This is a genomic window from Deltaproteobacteria bacterium, from assembly GCA_019308995.1.
Classification (GTDB): Bacteria; Desulfobacterota; Desulfarculia; order Adiutricales; family JAFDHD01; genus JAFDHD01.
The window spans coordinates 1-25,326 of record JAFDHD010000030.1 but is presented as its reverse complement, the minus strand read 5'-3'; the positions used below and the strand labels follow the sequence as shown (position 1 = coordinate 25,326).

General features: G+C 50.2%; 21 protein-coding genes and 2 pseudogenes. 19 read left to right on the top strand and 4 right to left on the bottom strand.

Annotated elements, in window-relative coordinates:
• Window positions 1–21 precede the first annotated feature (21 nt).
• Complete coding sequence (locus JRI95_07265; GenBank protein MBW2061350.1) at window positions 22–648, bottom strand: 4Fe-4S dicluster domain-containing protein; 627 nt, start codon at window positions 646–648, stop codon at window positions 22–24.
• Window positions 649–1,490: 842 nt separating this feature from the next.
• Here JRI95_07265 and JRI95_07260 point away from each other — a divergent pair.
• The 17 genes and pseudogenes from JRI95_07260 (at window position 1,491) to JRI95_07180 (ending at window position 20,277) form a co-directional block, all read left to right on the top strand.
• Entirely contained in the window at window positions 1,491–2,882 is a 1,392-nt protein-coding gene (locus JRI95_07260) for an aspartate aminotransferase family protein (GenBank protein ID MBW2061349.1), read from the top strand.
• A 218-nt stretch (window positions 2,883–3,100) separates the two neighbouring features.
• Window positions 3,101–3,877, top strand: coding sequence for an SDR family NAD(P)-dependent oxidoreductase (locus JRI95_07255; protein MBW2061348.1), 777 nt, complete (start codon window positions 3,101–3,103; stop codon window positions 3,875–3,877).
• Window positions 3,878–3,966: 89 nt separating this feature from the next.
• On the top strand, window positions 3,967–4,827 hold the full coding sequence (locus tag JRI95_07250; protein ID MBW2061347.1) for a 3-keto-5-aminohexanoate cleavage protein: 861 nt from the start codon (window positions 3,967–3,969) through the stop codon (window positions 4,825–4,827).
• Between the two features lie 197 nt (window positions 4,828–5,024).
• A complete protein-coding gene (locus JRI95_07245; GenBank protein MBW2061346.1) occupies window positions 5,025–6,599 on the top strand; it encodes an ABC transporter substrate-binding protein in 1,575 nt (524 codons plus the stop codon).
• 67 nt (window positions 6,600–6,666) lie between these two features.
• Window positions 6,667–7,611, top strand: coding sequence for an ABC transporter permease (locus JRI95_07240; protein MBW2061345.1), 945 nt, complete (start codon window positions 6,667–6,669; stop codon window positions 7,609–7,611).
• Between the two features lie 27 nt (window positions 7,612–7,638).
• A complete protein-coding gene (locus JRI95_07235) occupies window positions 7,639–7,788 on the top strand; it encodes a hypothetical protein (GenBank protein ID MBW2061344.1) in 150 nt (49 codons plus the stop codon).
• Between the two features lie 463 nt (window positions 7,789–8,251).
• Window positions 8,252–8,806 carry a PadR family transcriptional regulator gene (locus JRI95_07230; protein ID MBW2061343.1) on the top strand — a complete coding sequence of 185 codons (555 nt, stop codon included), beginning with the start codon at window positions 8,252–8,254 and terminating at the stop codon, window positions 8,804–8,806.
• Window positions 8,807–9,092: 286 nt separating this feature from the next.
• The gene (gene oah / locus JRI95_07225; protein ID MBW2061342.1) at window positions 9,093–10,229 is read left to right on the top strand and encodes a 6-oxocyclohex-1-ene-1-carbonyl-CoA hydratase; all 1,137 of its coding nucleotides are present in this window, start codon (window positions 9,093–9,095) and stop codon (window positions 10,227–10,229) included.
• 70 nt (window positions 10,230–10,299) lie between these two features.
• Complete coding sequence (locus JRI95_07220; protein ID MBW2061341.1) at window positions 10,300–11,073, top strand: enoyl-CoA hydratase/isomerase family protein; 774 nt, start codon at window positions 10,300–10,302, stop codon at window positions 11,071–11,073.
• Window positions 11,074–11,144: 71 nt separating this feature from the next.
• Entirely contained in the window at window positions 11,145–12,260 is a 1,116-nt protein-coding gene (gene bzdN / locus JRI95_07215; GenBank protein ID MBW2061340.1) for a benzoyl-CoA reductase, bzd-type, subunit N, read from the top strand.
• Between the two features lie 49 nt (window positions 12,261–12,309).
• A pseudogene (bzdO, locus tag JRI95_07210) lies at window positions 12,310–13,617 on the top strand (benzoyl-CoA reductase, bzd-type, subunit O).
• A gap of 101 nt (window positions 13,618–13,718) precedes the next feature.
• Window positions 13,719–14,486 (top strand): CoA activase, encoded by a 768-nt coding sequence (locus JRI95_07205; GenBank protein MBW2061339.1) that lies wholly within the window; start codon window positions 13,719–13,721, stop codon window positions 14,484–14,486.
• A 55-nt stretch (window positions 14,487–14,541) separates the two neighbouring features.
• A pseudogene (gene bzdQ / locus JRI95_07200) lies at window positions 14,542–15,411 on the top strand (benzoyl-CoA reductase, bzd-type, subunit Q).
• A 33-nt stretch (window positions 15,412–15,444) separates the two neighbouring features.
• A complete protein-coding gene (locus tag JRI95_07195; GenBank protein ID MBW2061338.1) occupies window positions 15,445–15,732 on the top strand; it encodes a 4Fe-4S binding protein in 288 nt (95 codons plus the stop codon).
• A 24-nt stretch (window positions 15,733–15,756) separates the two neighbouring features.
• On the top strand, window positions 15,757–18,264 hold the full coding sequence (locus tag JRI95_07190; GenBank protein ID MBW2061337.1) for an FAD-dependent oxidoreductase: 2,508 nt from the start codon (window positions 15,757–15,759) through the stop codon (window positions 18,262–18,264).
• 28 nt (window positions 18,265–18,292) lie between these two features.
• Window positions 18,293–19,402, top strand: coding sequence for a 6-hydroxycyclohex-1-ene-1-carbonyl-CoA dehydrogenase (gene had / locus JRI95_07185; protein ID MBW2061336.1), 1,110 nt, complete (start codon window positions 18,293–18,295; stop codon window positions 19,400–19,402).
• A gap of 362 nt (window positions 19,403–19,764) precedes the next feature.
• Window positions 19,765–20,277 carry a transposase gene (locus JRI95_07180; protein ID MBW2061335.1) on the top strand — a complete coding sequence of 171 codons (513 nt, stop codon included), beginning with the start codon at window positions 19,765–19,767 and terminating at the stop codon, window positions 20,275–20,277.
• Window positions 20,278–20,484: 207 nt separating this feature from the next.
• On the opposite strand, the gene JRI95_07175 is transcribed toward JRI95_07180, so the two are convergent.
• From JRI95_07175 to JRI95_07165, 3 genes are read right to left on the bottom strand one after another with little or no spacing between them, the layout of a single operon-like run.
• Window positions 20,485–22,038 (bottom strand): polyamine aminopropyltransferase, encoded by a 1,554-nt coding sequence (locus JRI95_07175; protein ID MBW2061334.1) that lies wholly within the window; start codon window positions 22,036–22,038, stop codon window positions 20,485–20,487.
• Window positions 22,031–22,876 carry a DUF350 domain-containing protein gene (locus JRI95_07170; GenBank protein ID MBW2061333.1) on the bottom strand — a complete coding sequence of 282 codons (846 nt, stop codon included), beginning with the start codon at window positions 22,874–22,876 and terminating at the stop codon, window positions 22,031–22,033. The genes JRI95_07175 and JRI95_07170 overlap by 8 nt, the downstream gene beginning before the upstream one ends.
• Before the next feature lie 3 nt (window positions 22,877–22,879).
• The gene (locus JRI95_07165; GenBank protein ID MBW2061332.1) at window positions 22,880–23,566 is read right to left on the bottom strand and encodes a hypothetical protein; all 687 of its coding nucleotides are present in this window, start codon (window positions 23,564–23,566) and stop codon (window positions 22,880–22,882) included.
• Window positions 23,567–23,991: 425 nt separating this feature from the next.
• On the opposite strand from JRI95_07165, the gene speD reads away from it, so the two are divergent.
• Together speD and JRI95_07155 are read left to right on the top strand one after the other, a co-directional pair.
• Window positions 23,992–24,372 (top strand): adenosylmethionine decarboxylase, encoded by a 381-nt coding sequence (speD, locus tag JRI95_07160; GenBank protein ID MBW2061331.1) that lies wholly within the window; start codon window positions 23,992–23,994, stop codon window positions 24,370–24,372.
• A gap of 25 nt (window positions 24,373–24,397) precedes the next feature.
• Window positions 24,398–24,949 carry a rhomboid family intramembrane serine protease gene (locus tag JRI95_07155; GenBank protein MBW2061330.1) on the top strand — a complete coding sequence of 184 codons (552 nt, stop codon included), beginning with the start codon at window positions 24,398–24,400 and terminating at the stop codon, window positions 24,947–24,949.
• The last annotated feature ends 377 nt before the right edge of the window (window positions 24,950–25,326 follow it).

Genomic DNA, 25,326 nt, shown 5'->3' with positions numbered 1-25,326 from the left:
CGGGATAGTAACTGACTTCTTTCACGACGATTTCCCTTCTTCTCGAAATAACTCTTTGAGCCACTTCCGGTCTTTGTTTCTGTCTGGCAGAAGCCTTAACCGCCCCCGCTTGAACATGGCCCAGCCTAACCGGGCGTCCTTGACGGCCTTTTTCGGATCGGTAAAATCACCGCTTTTGAACATATAACGGGTCATGAGTGAACCTTCAAAAACCCGGCCCCAGGTCTTGATCTCGCTCATAAAAATCTGGTGAAACTGAAGGACCCTCTTCTGACTGACCGGACGCCTCTCACGGGCCACGGTTTCCTTAAGATAGTCCATCATCCTGGGCAGGTCTACATCATTGGGACAGCGAGTGACACAAGTCTGGCAGGAGGAGCAGACCCAAATCGTTTCACAGTCTTTGAGCTGATCCACCATGCCAAGCTGGACATAGCGCACCACCTGATAGGGATGCAGGTCCATAGCAAAGGCGACCGGGCATCCGTTGCTGCATTTTTTACACCCGTAACAGGCAGATATATTTACACCGCTTTCGGCCTCAGCTTTCTTAAGGAAATCACTACTAGGTTCGATAGGCTTGGAGTCCAGGGCCTCAACCTGGCCGTCATCCAGGCTCTCAGCAGATGCCATTGGTTTATGTGCCATATTTCTTCCTTCAAAACACTTTACGTCCGGCCTATCCTTAACCTTGGATATGGATTAAGCCAGCAGGGTCTGGTTACCAGGTCTGTTTAAATCAATGACCATTAAATTTCTTTTCCCCTTCTGTGTTTCCCTTCTAATGTTAAATTTCCATATTTTTTTATACCTTGCAAGTCAATTTTCATAGTAAGCGGTCAATATTCCCAGCGGGATAATGGTAAAGACGATCTGAACTCCGATTTGAAGCGACAACAAGCCTTTACAAGCGCAGTATCCAAATTTCATAGAAAATTCACGCTGATTCCCCTGTGATTTATCATTAATCACCATTACCTTTCAATCTTTGGCTTTATTTTTTAGAGGTCCGCCCCGGCGACTATTCCGAATTCCGTTATGGGATATGCACTGTGAACGTGCGGCGATATTGCTTTTTCCAGGGAGTGTTTTTATTCTTCATTTATCTGATCGGCGTTTAATTTTTCCATTTTCTTTATTTTCGGCCTGGCGGCGATTGCATTCACCGCCCGACCGTACAAAACGATATTTTCAGGCGTACTTAAATAAAAACATACAACACTTAATTTATGCCCATCATGTCCAAGTTGTCAAGTGGGGACCAAATTTACCTGTGTAGTTTAAAACATGAGTAACACCAATGATTTTACAAAAGGCGGGATTTCGAGAAAAATTTCTTTTGACACTCTATAAACTTATAGAGTATGGTACTTCTTACTCCCTAGCTTAATTGGCACATAAAGTATCCCGGCCTAGAACCACTTTCAGACCGGGATTATGAAAAGGGATTTTTTTATTTTACTATTACAGCCTAAAAGAGGAGGTTTATCATGAAGAAGCAAGGAGCTGAAAAAATTAAAAAGGACATCCTGGCCCGGTTTGCCAGGATCACCAAACAGGCTAAGAAGCATGACGCTAGAGCCAAAAGACGTCTTCCCGGGGGGGACACCAGAAATGCAAGTTACTATACGCCGTATCCCGCTTATATGGAGAGAGGAAAGGGCTGTTATCTCTATGATTGCGACGGGAATCGGTACATTGATTTTGTTAACAATTACACCTCACTCATACACGGTCACGGCCATGCGGACATCATCAAAGCCACTCAGGCGCAGCTGAAAAAGGGGACCGTACTCTGTTCGCCCGCCGTGGTCACATACCAGCACGCCGAACTTTTATGCAAACGTATTCCATCCGTGGATATGGTGCGTTATGGCAATTCCGGAACAGAGGCCACTCTTTTCGCCACAAGGGCGGCCAGGGCTTTTACCCAAAAAGACATGATCATAAAAATGGATGGGGGTTACCACGGATCACATGACCTGGTCGAGGTCAATATCCGGCCCGGTACACCGGCCAAAGGGATGCCTATAAGGCATTTAGAAGGACCTGGCATACCGAAAAGCGTCTTAAAAGATATCCTGGTGGCGCCCTTCAACGATCTCAACGCCCTTGAAACCCTGCTCAAAAAGTATAAGGAGAAGATCGCCGCGATCATCATGGAGCCGATGATCGGCAGCCTGGGTATGATACCGCCTCAACCCGGGTACCTGAAAGGGGTTAGAAACCTTTGCAACCGATATAACGCTCTTCTTATCTTTGATGAGGTTATGACCTTTCGCCTCAGTACCGGCGGGCTTCAGGCTATTTCCGATGTCGAGCCGGACCTGACCGCCCTGGCAAAGATTATTGGCGGCGGGTTCCCGGTCGGGGCCTTCGGCGGCAGAGCGGAGATCATGGCGCTGTTCGATCCGACTTTTCCCGAGGGTCCCAGGCGCATGGGACATTCAGGCACGTTCAACGGGAATAATATAACCATGGCCGCCGGTATAGCCGCCTTGAAAGCCTATAACAAAAACGCAGTCAATAAAATCAACAGACTGGGAGACAAATTGCGAAAGGGCTTCAACAAGGCCTTTAAAACCGTCGGCATAAAGGGGCAGTGCACCGGTCTCGGGTCTATGACCCAGGTGCACTGGGGGGACAGAAATATTATTACCGCGCAGGACACCTTCAAGGGCATGATTGAATCTCAGGATCTCCAGACATTACTCCACCTTGACATGATGTGCCGCGGTATATTTTCGGCCCCAAGAGGCATGTTTGTTATATCCACCCCTATGACCGAAAAAGAGATAGACAAGGCGGTCAAGGCCTTTGAATTAAGCCTCAAAGTCTTGAAACCTTATGCCGCTGATGTGGCTCCGGGTTTGATTGCTTAAGTAGGATATCCCGGAAAAGAAGATCACCCTTAATGTCAGTGATGATGAACTTAATCCTAGAAAGCAGGAGCCTTTTCGCCATGATCTTCGATTCATGAATTTATATGAAGCAGAAAACCCAAATTGATACCAGGCCGGGCAAACGGCTTTCGGTCTCAAAAAAATTTCGTTTACCGCCTAGTTCGCCTTAAAAACGAATTTTATATAAGGAAAGAGGCGTGATCCAGGAAAACGCAGAAAATGAGGGTCTTCCGCCCCTAAACGCAGTCATAACCGGAGGGACGCGCGGCATCGGCCTGGCCCTGGCCAAGGTCTTGGTCAGACGCGGGGCTGCTGTGGCATTAACTTATCGCAGCAACGAAGCTGCCGCTAATGACGCTTTTAAACGGCTGGAAAAAATCGGGCGGAAAGACAAGAAGATACTCCTAGTTAAAGGCAACGCTGGTGATCCGGACCAGGTTTCCAATAACTACCAGGATATAAAAGAAGAACTCGGGCCGGTTAACGTCCTGGTTAACAACGCTGGGATTATGCCTCCAAAGTCCTTTTTAGAGCTTTCGAATGAGGACTGGGAAGAAACAATTAGGGTTAACTTAAGCGGCGCCTTTTACTGGAGCAAAGAGGTGATTCCGGATATGGTTGAATCCAGTTTCGGACGGATCGTGAATATGGCCTCCATAGCCGCCCGTGGTGGAGGCGTGGTTGGGCCGCATTACGCGGCCTCAAAGGCTGGTCTGGTCGGAATGACTCGGTACGCGGCCCGGGAATTGGGAATTAACGGCATTACAGTGAACGCCATTGCACCGGCTTTCATCGAAGACGCCGGGATTTTCGTGGACATTTCCGAGGCGCGAAGGGCTGAGCTTCTGGCTAAGGTTGAGGTGTCTCGTATTGGCCGTGTAGAGGATGTGGCCCGCGCCTTCGAATACTTGCTCGATTCGCCTTTCGTGACAGGGGTGACCTTGGATGTAAACGGCGGGGCCTTTATGCTGTGAGTTAGAAGTGGGACCTGTAAAACAGAACTGCTAACAAGGCAAACACCACCCTCAAACATTGGGAGTAACCTTCAAATAAGGAGATGTTGATGAGCGACAAGCTAATTATTACTGCTGCTTTGGCCGGAGGAGCCACAACTAAGGAGAACAACCCCAATACACCCTATACACCAGAGGAATTTGCCGAGGAGTCCTATCGCTGTTACCAGGAGGGGGTTAGCATTGTTCACATTCACGCCAAGAACCCAGACACCGGAATGGCTACGGCCGACCTTAAAATCGTCAGGCCGGTCATCGAGGCCATCCGGGACCGTTGTCCGGAAATGGTCATAAATATTTCCACCGGCTCCGGCACAGACCCTGACGAAAGAATCGCCCCCGTCCTTGATCTCAAGCCCGATATGGCCAGCTTGAACGTGAATAGTATGAACTTTGCCTTTGGCAATTATAAAACAGGGGAACTGGCCTTCGAGTTCATTTACCAAAATCCGGTTAAAAAAATTGAGGAATACGGGAAGGCCATGAAAGAGATCGGCGTAAAACCCGAGATAGAGGTGTTCGAGCCGGGTGGCCTGAATAACACCCTTTTTATAAGGAAACAGGGGGACGTCTTTGTAGAACCCATGCACTTTCAGCTGGTATATGGCGTGCTGGGCGGTATGGTCTTCGATCCACTCTTACAGCTCAGCTTGGTGGGCCTCCTGCCGGAGAAGGCCACTTATAGTGTCTGCGGCGTCGGGCCACACCAGATTCCGGCCGCCTTCCAGAGCATCATCAGCGGCGGACATATCCGGATAGGCCTGGAGGACAATACTCGCGTACCCGGCGGAGAGTTAGCCAAGGGAAGCTGGGAACAGGCCGTTTGGGTTAAGGAAATCGCGAGGATCATCGGACGCGAGCTAGCTACTTGCGATGACACCCGAGAACTTTTAGAATTAAGAAAAAAATAAGATGAAAATAGCCATGTTAGGAGCGGGGTCTCTGTTAAGGCCATCACCCCGGATTAGATGCAAGGTATTTACGACCTAATCATTACCTGATTACCGTCTGCCAGCAAAGGGTGATTTCTACGCCTAATCACTGACAGTTTTAGCAGTGATTTTTATATAACTTTTTAACCACATTATCTTCCTAGGGAGGTGGAAAGATGAAAGCATTTAAGTCCGTGGGTTTATTGACGATTTGTTTATTATTGACCTTGATTCTCAGTCTTGGAGTCTGTATGGCGGCCGAGCCGCAATACGGAGGAACATTTCGCTGGCCCATTGTTCAAGAACCTAAATTTTTAGACCCTCCTATGTATGCCATGTCATCTGTTCAACAAATCACATGTAACCTCTACAGCGGCCTCCTGCGCTTCAATGAAGATATGAGCGACGTTCTGCCTGACCTGGCGGAGAGTTGGAGGCAGGTAGATCCTCTCACCTACGAGTTCAAAATTCGCAAGGGCGCTCACTTTCATAACATCCCCCCGGTCAACGGCCGCGAATGCACAGCAGCGGACGTGAAGTACAGCATCGAACGGACCGGCGGGATGTATGGCAAGAAGGCCGAATTCAAACAACGCCACTATTTTGAAGGCAAGTTAACCTCCATTGAAACACCGGACAAATATACGGTCATTTTCAAGACCAAGGACCCCTACCCGGCTTTTATTCAATACCTAGCTTCCCCCATGACCAAGATCGTACCCAAGGAGGCGGTGGATAAATTCGGAGACCTGAAAAGGAAGGCCATCGGGACCGGCCCGTTCATACTCAAGGAATTTGTGCGCGGCTCTCATTTGACCATGGTAAAAAATCCAAACTATTTCAAGAAAGGACTTCCTTATTTGGATGCGATCCATATGAAGGTCCTGCCGGATCCCACGACCGTTATGGCCCAGTTTATCGCTGGAGATCAGGACGTAATAAGCTTATATTACTGGCAGATTCCAACAATCAAAAAGGAGGTCCCCAACGTTATTATTACCAAAAAGGCGGGGGTGAATTCATGGATGCTAAGAACGCCCCCACAGGTTGACTGTGACAAGCCTCTCGCCCCGCCTTTTAATGATATCAGGGTCAAGCAAGCCATCTCTCATGCCATTGATAAAAAGAAATTGTTGAAGCTGGCTCTCGACAATCACGGTGATATCTTGATTTCCCACATCGCCAACTTTCCGCCTTATCACCTGGGTTTGGAAGATCAAATTGAATACAACCCTGAAAAGTCTAAAAAGCTCCTGGCCCAGGCTGGCTATCCTAAGGGATTCTCAGTCGAGATGCTCACCTGGAACGCGCCCTATATGCTCAAACCAGCTCAGGTCCTCATTGAAATGCTCAAAGAGGTCGGGATTAAAGTCAACCTGAAGGTCCTCGAGATGGCGCAATACTTCACCCGGGCCTACCATTTTAAATACGACATGGCACTGCACGTAGGTTCCAGCGGGATTGACCCGGAAGAAGCGCTCGTCCCCTATTACGGGAGAGACGCCACCTACTACAAGATGTGCGACAAGGAAATCTGGGATTTAATTGATCAACAGAACAAAGAAGTTGACAAAAAGAAACGCACAGCCCTAATTCATAAAATTCAGCGCAAGCTTCTGGAAGACGCCAATGTCACATTCCTGTATTCGATGAATCGGTATGTTGCTCAGCAGCCCTATGTGCACATGAAGCACTATTACCAGGAATATCAAGTGCTGATTGCAGAGGATCTCTGGATGGAGAAACATTAATTACGGGGTGAGGCCGCTGACTTCAATCGGGGAGGCGGCCTCTCTCTCAACCAGATAGAACATCAATATGAGAAGATACATCATCAAAAGGCTCATTCTGGTTTTGCCCACCCTTTTCATAGTTTTTTCCCTGATTTTTTTAATCATACGTCTCATACCAGGAGACGTGGTGGAGATGATGGTCTTCGAGCAAGGGTTTGCTGACGATACGGAAGAGATCAGAGCCATGCTCGGGCTGGACCAGCCGCTCTACAAACAGTACTACAAGTACATAAAAGGCATCTTTAGCCTGGACCTGGGGACCTCCCTTTGGAGTGGGGAGCCTGTTATCAATGAACTTTCCAGACGGCTGCCCGTCAGCTTTCAGTTGGCCTGCATGGCCATTTTCTGGGCCTTTGTGACAGGCATCCTTTTCGGCGTGATTTCTGCCTTGAAACAAGATAAGCCCTTGGATTATATCGTACGAACCATCGGAATCGGTGGTCTGTCCATACCCGACTTCTGGCTCGCCATCCTCATTGTGGTTTTTGGCGCCATCTTGTTTAAATGGGTGCCGCCAACAAACTATATTCCTTTCACCCGGAATCCGCTGGGTAATATTTCCCAATTCATCGTGCCATCCCTGGTCCTGTCGCTGTATATGTCGGCCAGCATCATGCGAATGACTCGAACGATGATGCTGGAGGTCATGCGGGAGGATTACATCCGAACAGCCATCGCCAAGGGGCTCTCGGTCAGAGTTATGATCATCCGTCACGCCCTGAAGAATGCGCTGATACCGGTCGTAAGCATCATGGGTCTCCAGCTTGCCTTTTTAATCGGAGGCACCATCATTATGGAGCAAATCTTTGTCCTGCCTGGTATGGGGAAGTATCTTCTAAACGCCATCACCTGGCGTGATTATCCTGTGATCCAGGGAATCAACCTCTTCATCTCCACACTGATTATCACGATCAATCTCATCGTGGATTTGATCTATGGACTCTTAGACCCGAGGATTCGTTACCAGTAGGATTGAAGATATAGCAAACATACTATAATGCGGCATGATGGTGTCAGAGGCATGTTTGTTATATCCACCCCGATGACCGAAAAAGAGATAGACAAGGCGGTCAAGGCCTTTGAGTCAAGCCTCGAAGTTCTGAAGCCTTATGCCGCTGAGGCGGCTCCGGGTTTGATTGCAGGTTGAGATCAGGTTTAAACTTAATCGTCAGCGACTGTCAGAAGTCTTTGCCATCTGCCCATGTGCTTTGATTTGGAAAAATTAGAGGCGGATGTAGCTCTGCGGTCTTAGCGATCTCCGCGGTAAGAAGCAGAGCTCGTGCATGCGAGGATACAGCTTCACCGCAAAGAACACAGAGGACGCAGAGAAAGCAGAACCCGCTTTCCTGGCGTGAGAAGTATCTTCACCCTTCCAGAAAAAGGACTTGACAAAGCCAGGGATTGTAGTTAAAAGGATATTAGTCGCAAAGAAACTAGTTAGTGATGGTCAGACTGCTTCTTCACAGATGGTATCCCGATTTAAAGTCAGCGATCATGAGCCTGACCGGATGGTTGGCGATCTGCCTTGCCTCTTAACCTAGAATAAAAATTTGAAATTAGAAGATTAATCTTCTCCTGGGAATAATCAGTCAGCCATAGGACAGATTTGAATGAAATATGAACTCATGGTCATGGGATTTCTTATGGACCGGCCTATGTATGGTTATCAGCTTATCCAGGAAGTGAAGATTCATCGTATGGATTCCTGGGCTAAGATCAGCCCACCCATGGTTTACAAAACCTTGGCCAAACTCCACCAAAATAAAATGATTAAATCTCACACCGAAAGAGAAGGCCTGATGCCTGAGCGGAAGGTTTACAGGATGACTTCCCGGGGAAGTGAGCGGCTGGCCTCTCTGGTGGAGAGGTCCCTCATGGATAAAAACCTGACCCACGACCTGTCCAACCTTGGTTATTTTTTCATTTTTGCCTTGTCCAGAGATAAGGCCCTCGAATGTTTGAAACAAAAACAGATTCTTCTGGAGAGGGCTATCAAGAGCATGGAGAGAAGGCTGGAGGACTTCAAAGGCAAGACGCCGCTGAACCGGTTAATGGTCATCGAGAAGGACCTGGATCGTTTTAAAAGCGAGTTGTCTCAGTTAAAACAAATGATCGTAAAGGTGTCTGATTGCAAGGAATGGAAGGCTGAAGCCTTCTTTGAATAAAATCTCAGCCACGCATTTTATAACGCCGGTACCGTGCCGGCGGGTTGGAGTAATTGGAGCTTTAGTTTAGTAAATCATCCAAAAGGAGGAGAGTAAACTACCACCGACCTTGTCGGTGGCTTTAGAGTGCGGTAAGACTTCGGACAATGTCCTCCGTCTTGCCTGAAATGGAAAGATCTCTGATCTATATTTTTATCTCGCCAACAATGTTGGCTCGCTATAAGAGTGGGACCTCCGCCCCCACACCCCACCACTGACAATGTCAGTGGATTTGGGCTAAATTAAAATGAGTTTAGATTGGCTTGTGAGGGATAATGAAATAAAAGATCATCAACTGTTTGGGGAGGAACATTTCGGAACCGAGCCGCCTTGCATTAGTTACGAAAAAAAACCCTTGATAAACATGGACACCGGCGAGACCGTGGACGGTCTGAATACTGCCTGGATCACTTTGAACAACGCCGCCCAATACAATTCTTACACCACTGAGATGTGCAAGGGCGTCATCGCCGGGATGCACAAAGCTTCCATGGAAAGGGACGTGGTGGCCATCATTTTCACCGCGGTCGGGGACCGTGCCTTTTGCACCGGCGGCAATACCAAGGAGTATGCCGAATATTATTCCAAACGGCCCCTTGAATACTCACAGTACATGGACCTGTTTTCAGGGATGGTTGACGGCATTCTCAAGGCCCGGAAGCCGGTCATCTGCCGCAGCAACGGTATGAGGATCGGCGGGGGCCAGGAGGTCGGCCAGGCCTGCGATTTTACCGTGGCCGCGGATACGGCCGGCTTCGGACAGGTGGGCACGCGGCATGGTTCGAGCCCAACCGGCGGGTCAACGGATTTTCTGCCTTGGAACCTCAGTATGGAACAGGCCATGTGGCAGGCCGTTTCAAACGAGATGTGGAGCGCATACAAGGCGGAAAGGCTGGGCATGATCACCAAGGCCATTCCAGTTAAGAAAAACGAAAAAGGTGAATGGGTCAGAGATCCGCGAGTTATCACCGACCAGTATGTAAAGGATGGTGAGATCGTTTATGGAGAGTTTAAAAAAGGAGAAGAGTTCCGAGCGGCCCTGAGCGAGCTGAAGGGTCTTAAAACCGATTGGACCCTTTTGGACGAATATGTCAGCCAGATGGTCTGGACCCTGACTAATACCACTTTCATCTGCCTAATGAACACCATCGAAAGCGTTCGGACTAAGAAAAAGTTCTTCTGGGATCATTTGAAGAGCAGCCAGATTTACTATCTGGCGGCTAATATGAACTCGGAGGCCTATGTCGGCTTCAACGCCTTCAACACCCAGGAACTTACCGGAAGCAGGAACATAGACTACATAACATACAGACAGCTTTTAGCCGAGGGCCGCACTTTTGACGACGAGTTTGCCGAAGCCATTCTGCCCAAACCCAAGGCTTAAATATTTGAAGGCCTGTTTTTCATTATGGATTCCAAGGTAAAAAAACACCGGCAAATAGGAGGTTCGGCTAATGGGGTTACCATATCAGCACATAAAATTAGAACTTGAAGAAGACCTGGCCCGTTTGATTCTCAACCGGCCGCCTCTCAACTGGCTCAACATCGAGATGATGGAAGAGATAAATCAGGCCCTGGAATCCCTGGCTGACAAAAGCTTGCTAAAACTGCTGGTCATCCAGGCCGAGGGGAAGGCCTTTTCCGTCGGGGTAGAGGTGGAAGATCACATGGATGGCAAGGCACCCAGGATGATTGAAGTTTTTCACCGAATATTCCGCCTTCTCGATTCTTTGGGCCTGCCAACCCTGGCCCTGGTAAATGGGTCGGCCTTGGGTGGCGGGTGCGAGGTGGCCACTTACTGTGACATGGTTCTGGCCTCGGAAAAGGCCAAGTTCGGTCAGCCTGAAATACAGGTCGGGGTCTTCCCTCCCATTGCCGCCTTGGCTTTTCCAAGAATGATCGGACAAAAAAAGGCCATTGAACTAATTCTCTTAGGTGAAACTATTAGTTCCCGTGAAGCCCTTGAGATCGGTTTAATAAACAGGGTCTTTCCGGTCGAGAGTTTTGAAGAAGAGGCCGAGGCGTTTATAGCGAAAATGAGGGCTCATTCACCAGTAGTCCTTCGGATGGCTAAAAAGGCTGGGATCGAGGGTTGGGATACGGGTGTCGAGGATGGGCTGAGGCGTATCGAGGACATATACATGAAAGAACTAATGGTCACCGAAGACGCCAATGAAGGCCTGAAGGCTTTTTTGGAAAAGAGAAAAGCGAAGTGGAAGGGCAGATAGATATTTATGCCCTTTGACCATAGAGGGGTCTTTGAAACACGCTTCTGGGGGCGAAAGGATGGGTAATTGAAATGTTTCGGAAATGGACTGAAAACCGCCATGAATATGCAAAAAACTGGAAGGAAAAAACCGGGGGGAAAGTGTTGGGTTACTTCTGCACGTACGTTCCGGAAGAGATCCTGTATGCGGCCGACATCCTCCCGGTCAGGATATTAGGAAGTCACGAACCGCAGAGTCTTACCGAACCCCATATATTTGCCATGTATTGTCCCTTCTGCCGGGACTGCCTGGCTCAAGGACTTAAGGGACGGTTCGATTATCTTGACGGAATCATGATTTCCCAGTCATGCCTTCATATCAGACAGGCCTTTACCAGTTGGCAGCTGCATATTCCAGTACCTTACGGTTATTACCTGCCCATGCCTCATCACATCCAGAGTCCTAGAGCCCTGCCTTTTTTTACCGCTGAACTGGTCCGGTTTAAAGAATCAGTCGAGAAATGGACCGGAAGGTCTATCAGCGATGATGACTTGCAGAAAGGTATTGAAATCGTCAATAACAACAGACGGCTCATGGAACAATTCTACCTGACCCACCAGGACCCAAATCCAAAGACCACCGGACTCGAATCCATGTATATGGTCCTTTCCGGCCAGATGGTGGATAAGCAGGAACACAGCCGTGTTCTTGAGGACGTTCTGGCTGAGCTGCCTGATAGAGATTCTGACAATGAGGACAAAACGCGTCTGATGATCCTGGGTAGCGAGAACGATGACACGGCCTTTATCGAGATGGTCGAATCCTTGAATGCCATTTTTGTCATTGATGATCACTGCACCGGCAGCCGGTATTTCCTGGGACAAACGGCCACGGATGGGAATCCGCTCGAGGCAATCGCGGACCGGTATATTCAAAGGCCGCCCTGCCCGACCAAGGACTGGCCGGAAAGAAGACGGAAGGACCATACGCTTAATCTGGCCAAGACATATAACGTCGCTGGAGCCATACTGGCGCAGCAGAAATTTTGCGACCCGCATGAACTGGATTTTCCCATTCTGAAAAAGACGCTGGAGGAAAATGGCATCAAAACCCTTACCCTGGAGTTTGATGTTACAGTGCCGATCGGCCAGTTCAAGGTCCGGGTTGAAGCCTTTCTCGAAATACTCTGGGAGGAAGACTTGTTCTAAAAGGTTAGTTACATTAATTATTATTATCTAATTCAGGTGGGGGAAGATCATGACCAAATATAAATCCGAGCCTTTGAAGCTTTGGAGCAAGGCCAAGGAGCTTCGAGAGGAGTACTATCGAAACTACGCTCAAGCTAAAGAAAAAGGCGGCCTGAGGTGGGTCGGCGGGGCCTGGACCTTTGACGCGGTCCCGGCCGGTCTGGGTGACGATGTTTTCAGCCTTACCAGCGAGCCCTACGGAGCAAGCGTGGCCTTTAACCGAAAATTTGCCACTGAATGCCAGGAAGCCATTGAAAAACTCGGCTACGCCAGAGACCTATGCTCTTATATGAGAAGTTACTGGGGCTCGATCGTTTTAAATAAATACGCCTTCGGCGGGCCCTTTCCCAGGCCGGATTTTATCTGGCAGGACCATATCTGTTGCAGCCACGCCAAATGGTACCAGACCGTGAGGGACCTGGAAGGGGACATACCCATGTACTGCGTGGATGTGGCCGTAGGCCCTTACCCACCGTTCGGGGAGATGACCGAAGAAAAGATTGATTACGTGGCTGGTCAGCTTCTGGACGGTATCTGATGGCTGCAAAAAGTAACCGGCCGCACTTTCGATGACGAGAAATTCATCGAAGCGGTTATGAATGACTGCCGCAGTACGCATTGGTGGGCCCGCATCAGCCAGTTTAATGAAAGCATCCCGGCGCCATTGGATGAAAAAAGCATGTATTCCCTTTACGTTTTGGCCACGCTTCAAAAATCCTGGAAAGAGGTGGCCGATTTCTACGAAGAACTATACGAAGACGTGAAGGATCGGGTCGAAAGGGGTATAGCCGCCGTGGCTAATGAACGGTGCCGCGTCATGTCCGATACACAACCGCCTTGGGGCTTCTTAAAGATATTCCGCTATATGGAGAAATTCGGATGTGTCTCTGTCGGGTCGCTTTACACCTGGGGATTGGAAGGCATGTGGGTTTATGACGCGGAGGAAGGCAGTTTGACCCCCCGGCCCATGCCTCAAGAAAGCCCCCGTTCCCGGGAGGAAGCCTGCCGGCTGCTGGCGGACTGGCACCTGCAAAAGCCGGAATATCAGCATTTCTACTCCCCGAAGTATAAAAGCGATCTGATGATCGCCATTGCCAGGCAGGCCAAACTTGATGGCGTATTACTTCATTATAATCGGGGATGCGAGGGCCTTAGCCTTGGTATCGCTGAGAATCGCCTGGCCCTTCAGGAGGCGGGTTTCCCAGTCATGATTTTTGAAGGAAACATGGGCGATGAGAGAGAATTCGATGAGGCCCAGACCCTCCAGCGTATTGATACCTTCATGGAGACCCTGGATTTGAAGAAACTGAGGGATTGACCCGCGTTCTTCCTTGAAGCAAGGGATATGGGGAAATATTAAAAGAGACATCATTAAGGATTTTCTTTAAAATTTGGTAGGTGATAAGGAGGATTAACCTCATGATTACGGCAGGGATAGACTGCGGGGCTAAGACCGTTAAAGTCGTTATTTTGAAAGACGGTCAAATCCTAGGAAAAAGTCTGGTCCTGGCTGGGATTGACGCCGTCGAGGCCAGTGAAAAAGCCTACGCCGAGGCTATGGACCAGGCCGGTTTTAAATGGATAGACATCGAAAATGTTGTAGCTACCGGTGCGGGAAAAAATGAAGTCAAATTCAAGAACGATACGGCCACTGAAGTGGGAGCGGGTGCTCGCGGCGGAGTTTGTCTCTTCCCGGCCGCGCGGATCGTGATTGACGTGGGGGCCGAAGAGGGCCGTGCGGTCAGGGTTAATGAGAAGGGAAAGGTGGTAGATTTCGCCATCAATGAGAAATGCGCGGCCGGGTCCGGGGCCTTTACTGAGGCCATGGCCAGGGCCCTGGAAGTCAGTCTTGAAGAGATGGGACCTTTATCTTTGAAGGCTACGCAGGCCGTTCCCATGAACGCTCAGTGCGCTGTCTTTGCCGAATCGGAGCTGGTGACTCTTATCCATGCCAAGACCCCCAAGCCGGATATGGCCCGGGCCATTCATGACGCCATTGCCGATCGGATCGTCTCCATGGTTCGCCGCGTCGGTATCGAGTCTGAGGTGGTCTTGATCGGCGGAGTGGCCAAAAACGTTGGATTTGTTGATTCGCTCAACCGGGAACTGGGCCAGGAGATAAACATACCTGAGGAACCCGAGTTCGTTGGGGCCTTGGGCGCGGCGCTGATAGCCGCTGATCAATAAGTAGTTATAGTTTTTATGGAGATAGTCGTCTCAACAAATAAGAGAGGGAAATAAGATGGCTGAAGAATATTGGCGATAGACGGAATCAAGATGGACGGCCCCTGATAAAGACTGGAGGGACGGCGATATTATCACCGCAGGGGTTGATGTCGGTTCGGTCAGTACGCAGACGGTGGTAATGGTGGACGGCGAACTCTATTGCTACTCGAATATGCGTACCGGATCGAACAGCCCTGACAGCGCCAATCGGGCCATGTATTGGGCCTTGGAAGATACTGAGCTGGACATCAAACGGATTCAATATACAGTGGGCACCGGTTACGGCCGGGTCAACGTTCCTTTTGCCCAGAAGGCCATTACTGAAATAGCCTGCCACGCTCGTGGGGCCAACTTCATGTACGGTCCATCGGTCAAAACGGTCATGGACATGGGCGGTCAGGACTGTAAGGCCATTCATTGCGACCATAGGGGTAAGGTGCTGGATTTTCTCATGAACGATAAATGCGCGGCCGGTACGGGCCGGGGCATGGAGGTTTTTGCCGATCTGCTCAATGTTCCCATAAATGAGATCGGGGATCAGTCTTTTGAGGTGGAAGAGGAGCCTGAACCTGTTTCGAGCACCTGCGTGGTTTTTGCAAAATCCGAGGCTTCAGGTCTCTTAAGGCAAGGCTGGCCCAAAAAAAAGGTGATAGCCGCTTATTGTTTGGCCATGGCCCATCGAATCGTAACCCTTTTGGAAAGGGTCGGTGTTGAAAAGGATTTTGCCATAACCGGCGGCATTGCCAAAAACATTGGAGTCATTAAAAGGCTGGAAAAAGAACTCGGTTTAGAGACTTTGAAGACCGAACTGGATACGCAGATTGCCGGCGCCATTGGCGGCGCTCTTTTTGGAAAAGCCCTGGTCGAAAAGGCACGCAAGAAATAAACGCCGGCGCATCGGCGTCTGGAGGAGGTCGGCATGATTGCCCATTATGGATATAAGGACGGGTCGGGCGAATATTTCATCATTATTGACACCGACCTCTGCGACGGGTGCGGGGATTGTGAAAAGGCCTGCCCTTACGGAGTCCTTGAAACCGGAGAGGACCCCAACGACCCTTTCAGAGAAGAGCCGGTGGTTATGGTCAGTGAGGGGCACAGGAGAAAGATCAAATATAGTTGTTCACCCTGTAAGCCGGTTTCTGACCGGCCGGTTCTGCCTTGTATCGAAGCTTGCAAACCCGGGGCTTTGCGGCATTCCTGGTAAGGAATACAAGCCGAATCATTATTCATGAATGATTTAAGCATAACCATAAACAATACTAGAGTTCAGGTTCAGCAAGGCGACAGCATTCTTCTAGCCGCCCAAAGGTTGGGTATATATATACCCAGCCTCTGCTCTCATCCGGACCTGCCCCCTTCCCGCTCTCTGAAACCAGTGGATAAAATCTATCAAGGAAGCCAGGCCTTTGAAAATGAACGCCCAAACGAAAGTTTTCAGGGATGCCGCCTCTGCCTGGTGGAATTAGAAAAAGACGGTGAGATAGTTCAGGCATGCGACACGATAGTGCAAAACGGGATGTCAATCCTGACCGATACCGAGCGGGTCAAAGAAATTCGCGAGAACAACCTGATGAGCATAATGGCCAAGCATCCCCACGCCTGCCTGACCTGTGCTCAGAGGGAAGGATGCACCAGAGAAACCTGCTCGATAAATGTGCCGGTTGAGGAACGATGCTGCGACAAATTCGGAAACTGTGAGCTTCAGAAAGTGGCTGAATATATCGGTATCAAGGCGGAAACCCCGAGGTGGGCGCCGACTTCGATGCCGGTCTTGGATCAGGACCCTCTGTTTGCACGCGATTATAACCTCTGCATCGGCTGCACCCGGTGTGTCAGGGTGTGCGGAGATCTGAGAGGCGTTGAAGCCCTGGGCGCTGTCTTAAATTCCGAGGGTGAGGTCATTGTCGGGACATCAGCCTCTACTTTAGCTCAATCCGGATGCAAATTCTGTACGGCTTGTGTTGAAGTCTGCCCGACGGGTGCTTTGATGGACAAAGGTTTACCGGCCGGGAAAAAAAATGAGGTCTTAGTACCTTGCGTAGCCGCCTGCCCGGCTGGAATAGATATACCGGCTTATGTACGTTTGATCAAGCAAGGTAAATTTACAGAGGCCGCAAAAGTAATCAGAGAAAAAGTCCCTTTCCCCAATGTTTTGGGGGCGATCTGTGCCCATCCGTGTGAGGAGGTCTGCCGCAGGGGGAGTGTCAATGAACCGGTTGCTATCTGTGCTCTTAAACGATTTACCCTAGAGAATGAGACCGGATTTGGGAAAGATAAAAGGTCCAAGCCCGATTCGACTGGAAATAAGGCGGCCGTAATCGGTTCAGGCCCGGCCGGTCTTACGGCAGCCTTTTACCTGCAAAACAAGGGTCACCAGGTCACGGTCTTTGAGGCCCAATCTGAGCTGGGTGGAATGATGCTGTTCGGTATTCCCAGATACAGATTACCTAAGGACATACTGGCCAGAGATATAGAAGCCATTATTAAAACAGGGATCGAGGTTCGGGTTAACACCTCAGTTGGCAGTGACCTAACATGGGCAGATTTACAGCAGTCGGGTTTTAATGCTGTTTTCATTTCGGTCGGAGCTCAAGTAAGCCAGCGTCTGGCGATTGAAGGGTTGGAGTTAGACGGGGTCCGGTGGGCAATCGAATTCCTTAAAGAGGTCAATCTGGGTCGGCCGATGGAGTTAAAAGGGGAAGTTGTAGTTATCGGCGGGGGGAATACGGCCATTGATGCGGCCATGACCGCCTTGAGGCTGGGCGCGACATCAGCTCGATTAATCTGCCTCGAATCCAGAGAAGAAATGCCGGCCCATTCATGGGAGTGCGATGACGCTCTGGCCGAAGGTGTAGTATTTCACAATAGCTGGGGCCTGAAACGCCTTTTAGGGAAAGATGGACGTGTAACCGGGTTGGAACTGAAAAAATGTACATCCGTCTTTGATAAAAAAGGACGATTTGCACCGGTTTATGACGAGGCTGAAACCCGGACCGTTGAAGCGGATACGGTTTTAATGGCAATTGGACAGACCACAGAGCTTGCCTTTCTGGATGAACCCGGGATTAAACTTGATTATCAGGGTATGATCCAGGTGGATCCGGATACCATGCAGACAAATGAGTCAAGTGTTTTTGCCGGTGGGGACGTGACTCGTGTGCCCGGCTCGGTAATTGACGCCGTGGCCGCGGGCCGGAGGGCCGCTTCCTCGATTGATCGGTACTTAGGTGGCGACGGGGTAATAGATGAAGTTTTTTTTGAAAGAGTCGGTTCACAGCCAAAACTGGGCCGGGAGGATGATTTTGCCATCTGGCCCAGGGTTAAATCCCCTTACCTGAGTGCTGAAGCCCGGAGTTCATCCTTTGATCGGATAGATCTGGGTTTTAATAAGGAAATGGCCGTGGAGGAGGCTGGCCGATGCCTCAGCTGTGATCTTCGATTGGCCATTCAATCGGCCCCGCTCCCGCCGGAAAAATGGCATGTATTCGACAAAGAAGGCATAAACGAGGTTCCGGATATGGAAGGTGTCTATCTGCTGGCCGATGAGGAGAAACAGATATTTTCCATAAAAGGGGTTTTAAACCTGAGGTCGGCCCTGGAGGAGGAATTGTTAGCGGATTCAAGGGCCTGTTTTTTCCAGTTCGAAAAAGATAAGATGTATACTAAAAGGGAAACAGAGTACATGCAGATATACGGCCTCGCCGCTGGCGGGGATGATTTGGACGATCTTTTTTAACCGCGTTTTTTCTTAAGAGGGGAAAACCATGACGAATGTACCGCAAAAGATTCAGGCCTGGCAGATGATCCGGCCGTGGTCTAAAAACAAGGAGACCGGGGAAGTTATAGAGGGAAAGTTAGCCCGAGTCGAACTTCCCGTGCCTGAATTAAAAGAAGGAGAGGCACTGGTCCGGATTGCGGGTTGTGGGCTGTGCCATACTGATTTAGGCTACTTTTATGAGAGTGTAAGAACGGTGAACGAGCCACCGCTGGTCCTGGGCCATGAAATCAGCGGTACCGTGGTTGCCGGTCCAAAAGAAGCCATGGGTAAAGACGTCCTTATACCGGCGGTGCTTCCGTGCAATGACTGCCCCATTTGCGCCATGGGCAGGGGGAACCGTTGTCTGGCCCAACAGATGCCGGGAAACAGCATGGGAGCTCAAGGGGGGTTCGCCAGCCATATAGTGGTTCCCTTCAGGGATTTATGCGTTATCGAGGATCTGAAAGGGAAACCGCTGTCCCATTATTCGGTGGTGGCCGATGCGGCTACCACCCCCTATCAAGCGGCCGTTCGAGCGGACCTGACTGAAGGAGACCTGGCCGTGATCATTGGCTGCGCCGGCGGGGTCGGTATCTATATGACCCAAACCGCATCGGCCTTGGAGGCAAAATGCGTTATCGGTATTGAACTCGGGGCCGAAAAGCTCGAGCGGGCTAAAAAATTTGGTACGAATTTTGGGATTGACTCCACTGGAAAGACGCCTCGTGATATTCAAAGCGAGTTCAGAGAAATTTGCAAGGCCAATGGGCTGCCTCATAATTACGGCTGGAAAATATTCGAAGTGACCGGTTCCGGGGCTGGCCAGGCCATTGCCCTTCAGCTATTGTCTTTCATCGGTAAATTAATTGTTGTCGGTTTTGGCCTGCAAAAGAACGAATACAGCATATCCAGGCTCATGGCCTTCGACGCCGAGATGATCGGCACATGGGGCTGCCTGCCTAAATATTATCCGAAAGTCCTCGAATTGGTCCAAACGGGGAAAATTGAAATAGATTCCCTATTGGAAACAAGACCCATGAGCACGATTCAGGAGGCCTTTGAACAAGCCCACAGCGGAATGCTCGAAAGGAGAATTGTCCTCGAACCTGATTTTTAAACCATACATAATCGTCCCTGAAAAAACGCATAAAGTATCTCGACTGTGTCGTTCGGAACATTGCGCCTTTCGAATCCGGGGCTCCATCCACGAGTATGTGAGGAGTGAGGGAAAAAAGAATATCAGTTTTAACCCGCTAATTTTTTTCATGGGATTAATAATGGGCTAAGATATCTACCTCGTATCAATAAATTGTATGGGATTGGGAGATATTGCAGCGATCGCAGATTTTCTACCCGATACCATCACTGCTAGATATTGTGATCTTCGAGGGTGGCCCATACGATCCTTAAAGGATCGTGTGGGCGCCGCAGGCGCAAGAAGTCCTGCCTTTTGCGTGTATTATCTGCTATGATTTGTGTATGGCTGACAGAAAAATTTACGAAGAGGAAGGTCAGGCGCATTACCTAACATTTTCTTGTTATCGACGAAGAAAGCTTCTGAATGACGATATTCACAAGAAAATTGTCATTGGAGTGCTTAGTTCTCAGTTAACCCTACAGGAAGGAGAATGCTTTGGTTTCGTGGTGATGCCTGATCATGTACATGCCATCGTCTGCTTCCCCATAATAAATCGCATCAGTCATTTTATGAAACAATGGAAACAAATGTCTTCCCGACAAATCAAAAACAATATGAAAATGCATTATACTTCTTATACCTCAGATTTCGATGTAAATGACCCGGCCTGGCAGCGCCGATATTACGATTTCAATCTTTACACCGAAAAGAAGCTGGTAGAGAAACTAAAGTATATGCACGAAAATCCGGTAAGAGGGGGATTGGTGGACAGGCCGGAAGACTGGCAATTTAGCTCCGCGCCATTTTATTTGTCGGGACAATCGTGTGGAGTAAAAATCCAGCCCCCGGAATGACTTCTTGCGCCTGCGGCGTGCACACAACTCTGACGAGTTGTATGCATCACCCCTAGCGGAGGTATTGCTGGAAAAAAGCCTAGAATGTCTGGGGCACCCGGTGCCTGACCTGCATGAACTTCCTAGCCCCGCCGCATCCAGGTCCGCTCTATTTTTTTTCATTCCTTTTGATGTGAATTATGACCTTTATGTCATTAGCCTTGGTCCTCAGTAAGCCCCCCAGGTTCCGGCGAGGTAATAGCGCATCAGGACGGGGTTGCTCTTGGTGTTGATCTTTATCTTTTCCGCCTCAGGCCCGTCAAGAACGCCCTTGCCAAAGTGAGCCATGGAGATCATGGCGTTGGTGTTGAAAAATCTGGTGTCCAGACCGTTAAAGTCCTCCATCAAGACACGCCTTCTCAAGGCGGGCGCCTTGATATCTTCGCGCCTGGCCCCCAGGACCCAGGCCCACTCGCCCATGGTCGGAACCTGGTTGTGATAAGGCAGCACGCTGAACCCGGCCGCTTCAATCGTTTTCATGATGCATAAAAAGGCCTGCCGGGCAAAATAAGGACTGGTGGCCTGCGCCGCCAGCATGCCGCCGCCCTTGAGGTGCCGGTGCGCCAGCCGGTAAAAATTCAGGGAGTAAACGTGCATCAGGTCAATGGTGTCAGGATCGGGCAGGTCAATGAAAATCAGGTCGTACAGCTCGGCATCCTCCCTTAAAAAAACGGCCGCATCCTGATTGATAACCTTGACCCGGGGGTCGTTCATGGCGCCCTGATTGATCTCCACCAGGACCGGATGAGTTTGCGCCATCTTCGTTATGGCCGGGTCCAGGTCCACCAGGGTCACTGACGTGACTTCCGGATATTTGAGCACCTCCCTGAGAGCAAGCCCGTCCCCGCCGCCCAGGATCAGGACCCTGTCCCTGCCAGCGGCCAGTTTCATGGCCGGATGCACCAGCGGCTCGTGATACTTTTCTTCATCGTAAGTGCTGAACTGCTCCTGCCCGTTAATGAAGAGCCAGTAATGCTTTTTCCACTGTGTAATCACGATCTTCTGGTAGACCGTTTGTTTGGCGAAGATGACCTTGTCGCGATACTGCCGCTGTTCTCCGAACAGGATAATCGGTTTGGCCAGAACTCCAAGGGTGATCAGGGCCGCGCAGGTTATGGCAAAGGCGGACACCAGGACCTTCTTCCGGCTGAGAAGCCCAAAAAAGCTAAAGAGAAGCAGGGCCGCCACCAAAAAGTTGATCGCCCCCAGCGCGATGGGAGTATAGGTCAGGCCCAGATGAGGCAAGGCAAAGAAGGCGAAAAGAAGGCCGCCTACAAGCGCGCCGTAGTAATCCTTTTCCATGACCCCGGCGATGTTGGAGCGCAGCTCCTCATAGGCCTGGTTCAGCCGGGTCACCAGGGGAATCTCCAGGCCGATAAGCAGGCCGATGACAAAGGCCTGGGTATAAATCATCAACCTGGCGTAAACCGTATAGGCCACCAGTCCGTATGCCAGGGCGGCTGAGGAGGCGCACAGCAGGGACAAACTGAATTCGATGATAATAAAGGCGTCCAGCAGTCGGTGGCGAAAGACCGCACTGAGGCGGCTGCCCAGCCCCATGGCAAAGAACATCAGGGACATGACTATGGTCCACTGGAAGATAGCGTTGCCAACGATATAGGTTGCCAGGGTGGAAAGAACGAATTCGGCCACGATGCCCGCGCAGCCGGTGGCAAAGACGGATATCTTGAGAACGGTGCTTACACCGCGAGGGCTAGACACACCAGTAAATGATAAAGGCGGCGGCAATATAGGAAAACGCCTCAATATAGGCGGCGCCTAGATTGGGCTTTTCCTGAGCGGCAATCTCATCCGAAAGCTTGACCGCAGGAAGAAGAACCCTGTCGGTCAGCAGACGTATGACAGGCAGCAGGATGAGGCCGACGATGATAAAGGCCAGATAGTTCAGCAGGCTTTGAGACCAGGACGTGAAATCACCTTCCCCGGCCAACCCAACAACAACCCCGATGGCGATGAGCGCCCCGGCAAAGCTCACGCCAGCCGCCACGTTATCCCGCTCGATCTCCGCGTGAATATCATAGGGCGTGATGAGGTTATACAGGAGTCCGGCCAGGATCAGGATAATCTGCCCGATGGCCCAGAAGATGAGGACGGTCCATATCGAACCACCCTCACCCGTCACCGCGCCATAGATGATCAAACCCGAGGCCACGCTGACACCGGCCGAAACCGCTCCGGTTCCCTGATTATGATCCCTGATAAGCTCGTCGCTGATATGGAATTTATATAGAATAAACTTGTCGCATAAGAACCAGGAGATATTAAGCAGAATGATGCCTAAAACTCCGTAAATGCAAAGGTCAAGCAAGTCTTCCAGGATGCCGCTGCTCGGGCCGACAACGGTCCCGCCAATAGCGAGGACCAGCCCGAAGTAGTAGCCGACCACGGCCAGAGCCAGGGCGGCGTTGTCCTTTTCGACCAGCTCGTAGCTCAGCCTGTATTCTCGGTGCAGCAGGTCGTTGACCACCTTGCCGATATAGAACAGGACATAAAAACCAATGATGAAAATTACTGCTAGAAGTAAGCTGTCCAGGGTCATGGCCTATTTCCCCCAACTCGTGCTTCGGCTGCGGTAACCGGCTCTGGATCGGCCGGTGCGCTGGTTTACCCGATTTGAAAATGAGGCCTTTTTAGCCTGGGCTTTGGCCGTCTGCCGGGCGTAAAAATTGGGCTTCTGCCTCTTGGTGATGGTCCCTTTGGTTCCGAATTCATTGTTTCGCCCGTAATAGGGGCGATTCCGGGTGCGGTAATCCCGGTAGGTATTATAATCGTTCCGAAAGACGCGGTGCCCGCCTAACATGTGCGAAAGAAAGGCATACTGTCCGTAAAAGACCCAGAAGGAGTTTCCGCCGCTGTCGCGACGCCAGTTGCCATAACGATCGTCGCCCACGTAATGGTAGCCCGGCGGTCCGGTCGAGGCGTCAAACTCCCCTTTCTTTTTCGCCGCCAGGGTCATGCCCAGGAAGTTTGCGTTTCGGCGGTAGTAATCTTGAGGCACCTTCATCCAGTCGGTCGTCCAGGACCGTTCCTGCTGGACGATACGGTACTTGTGGTAATAGTTTTTAAAGAAGGCGCCTCTTTCCTCCATGTCGTCCAGGATGATCGCATAGGTGGGCACGTCCCTGAACTCTTTTTTAATGAGATCAATGGGAAGCTGCTTTCCTGCGCAGCCATGGAGGAATGAGGCGGCCAGTATCAAGGCCAAGGCATAATGGCAAAAGCGAAACATGTATTCATTTCCTTATGTTTGATCTGAGGTTTGAAAACCACCGTCTCGGAATTGAAAAAAGAACGTCATCCAAGGAAAACATGCATTAAAACATGGCTCAGTATTTCAGATTCACAAATGGTTGTCAACTTGAAAGGTTTGGAAATGAACAGCTTCAGATATCTTTATTTTCATAAAATTGCAGCCAGGGGAGACGGGATAAACCAGATCTTTGTTCTCAGGAAAGTCGAAGGCCAGCCTTGCAGGCCTCCCTGACGATATTAATCATGATTTGTGTTAGGGAGCCTCGCACCCTGACCTAGACCTGAAAAAAAATACTCATTGCAAAATGCCATGTATTTATCTATCCTGCGTGTAAGCAAGGCCGTCCCGTCCGACTGGAAGAGACCTGGCCTCTTTAAATCTTATGAAAGAGGATCGCTAAAGTGAAAGGATTGGGCAAGCATCTGGTTGTGGAGCTGTTTGGCTGTGACAGCGCCAAAATAAGCGACATGAAGGTCATAGAAAAACACCTGCTGGAAGCGGTCAACCTTTCCGGGGCCACCATTGTCCAGCCCTTCTTCCACCAGTTCCCGCCCAACGGGGTCAGCGGCATCGTGGTCGTGGCCGAATCCCATTTCTCCATCCACACCTGGCCGGAATTTGGATACGCCGCCCTGGACATCTTTACCTGCGGCGACCTGACCGAAGGCCGGAAGGCCGTGGAGTACCTGAAAAAGCACCTCAAGGTTAAAAGCTGCTCTATCATGGAGCTTGAGCGAGGACCGGCCGGACCTGCTATCATCCGTGCCGAGGGCCAGGGCTGAGCCGCCAGCCCTTCTATGATGAAACATGAAAGTTAATGAAAGCCTTACCACCGCCCTCATAGCTGTGGCCGTTCTATGGTTTATCTTTTTTGCAGGCTATTTTGCACCGGTTGATCTTCGGCTGTATGGTATCCGCCCGCGTCAGACCAACGGCCTGATCGGCGTTCTTCTCTGGCCTTTTCTGCATGTCAATCTCCAGCACCTCATGGCCAATAGTTTTGCCTTCTTCTGCCTGCTTTTTCTGTCGCTGTCCTTTAGCAAACTCCTGACGATCAAGGCGCTGGTCATCATTACCCTCCTGGGAGGCGCTGCGGTCTGGACATTCGGGAGCGCTCACACCATTCATATCGGCGCCAGCGGAATCATTTTTGGTCTGCTTGGTTTCCTGATTTTTCTGGGAATCTTTCGCCGGGAGTGGAAGGCCCTGATTATATCCCTGTTGGTCTTTCTTCTTTATGGAGGGCTGCTCGTGACCCTGCTCATCCGGATTCCGGGGGTTAGCTGGTCCGGCCACTTTTTCGGGTTCGCGGCCGGCGTGATTGCGGCCTGGGTGACCCGCCCTGGCCGGAGGGCCTGACTCAGAAGACCCTTTTTTTATTGAAAGAGATTCCTTCAGAACGTCTCCCTCCCCCTCATTAAGGCAATTGCCAAGAAAGTTTCAATAGGCACTGAAGCCGCAGCCAAAAGGAATATAATTACGGTAATCACTCAAGCCTTGTAGGTCAGGGTGGCTCGCGCAGCGGGTCTGCCTGACAACATTAACCATGCTTTGTATCAGAGAGTTTCGTGCTTTGCTTCATGTAAGGCCTGGCAGGCTGGAAAGCCTACCCTACTTCCTCCGAGCCAATTGCGTTGTATGTAACCGGTTGAAATTGGGAGTCATCGAGGAGTGGTAAAATTAATTTTACCCCAAATATTCATACAGAGAGGGTATTTTTAAGGGATTTAAAGTTG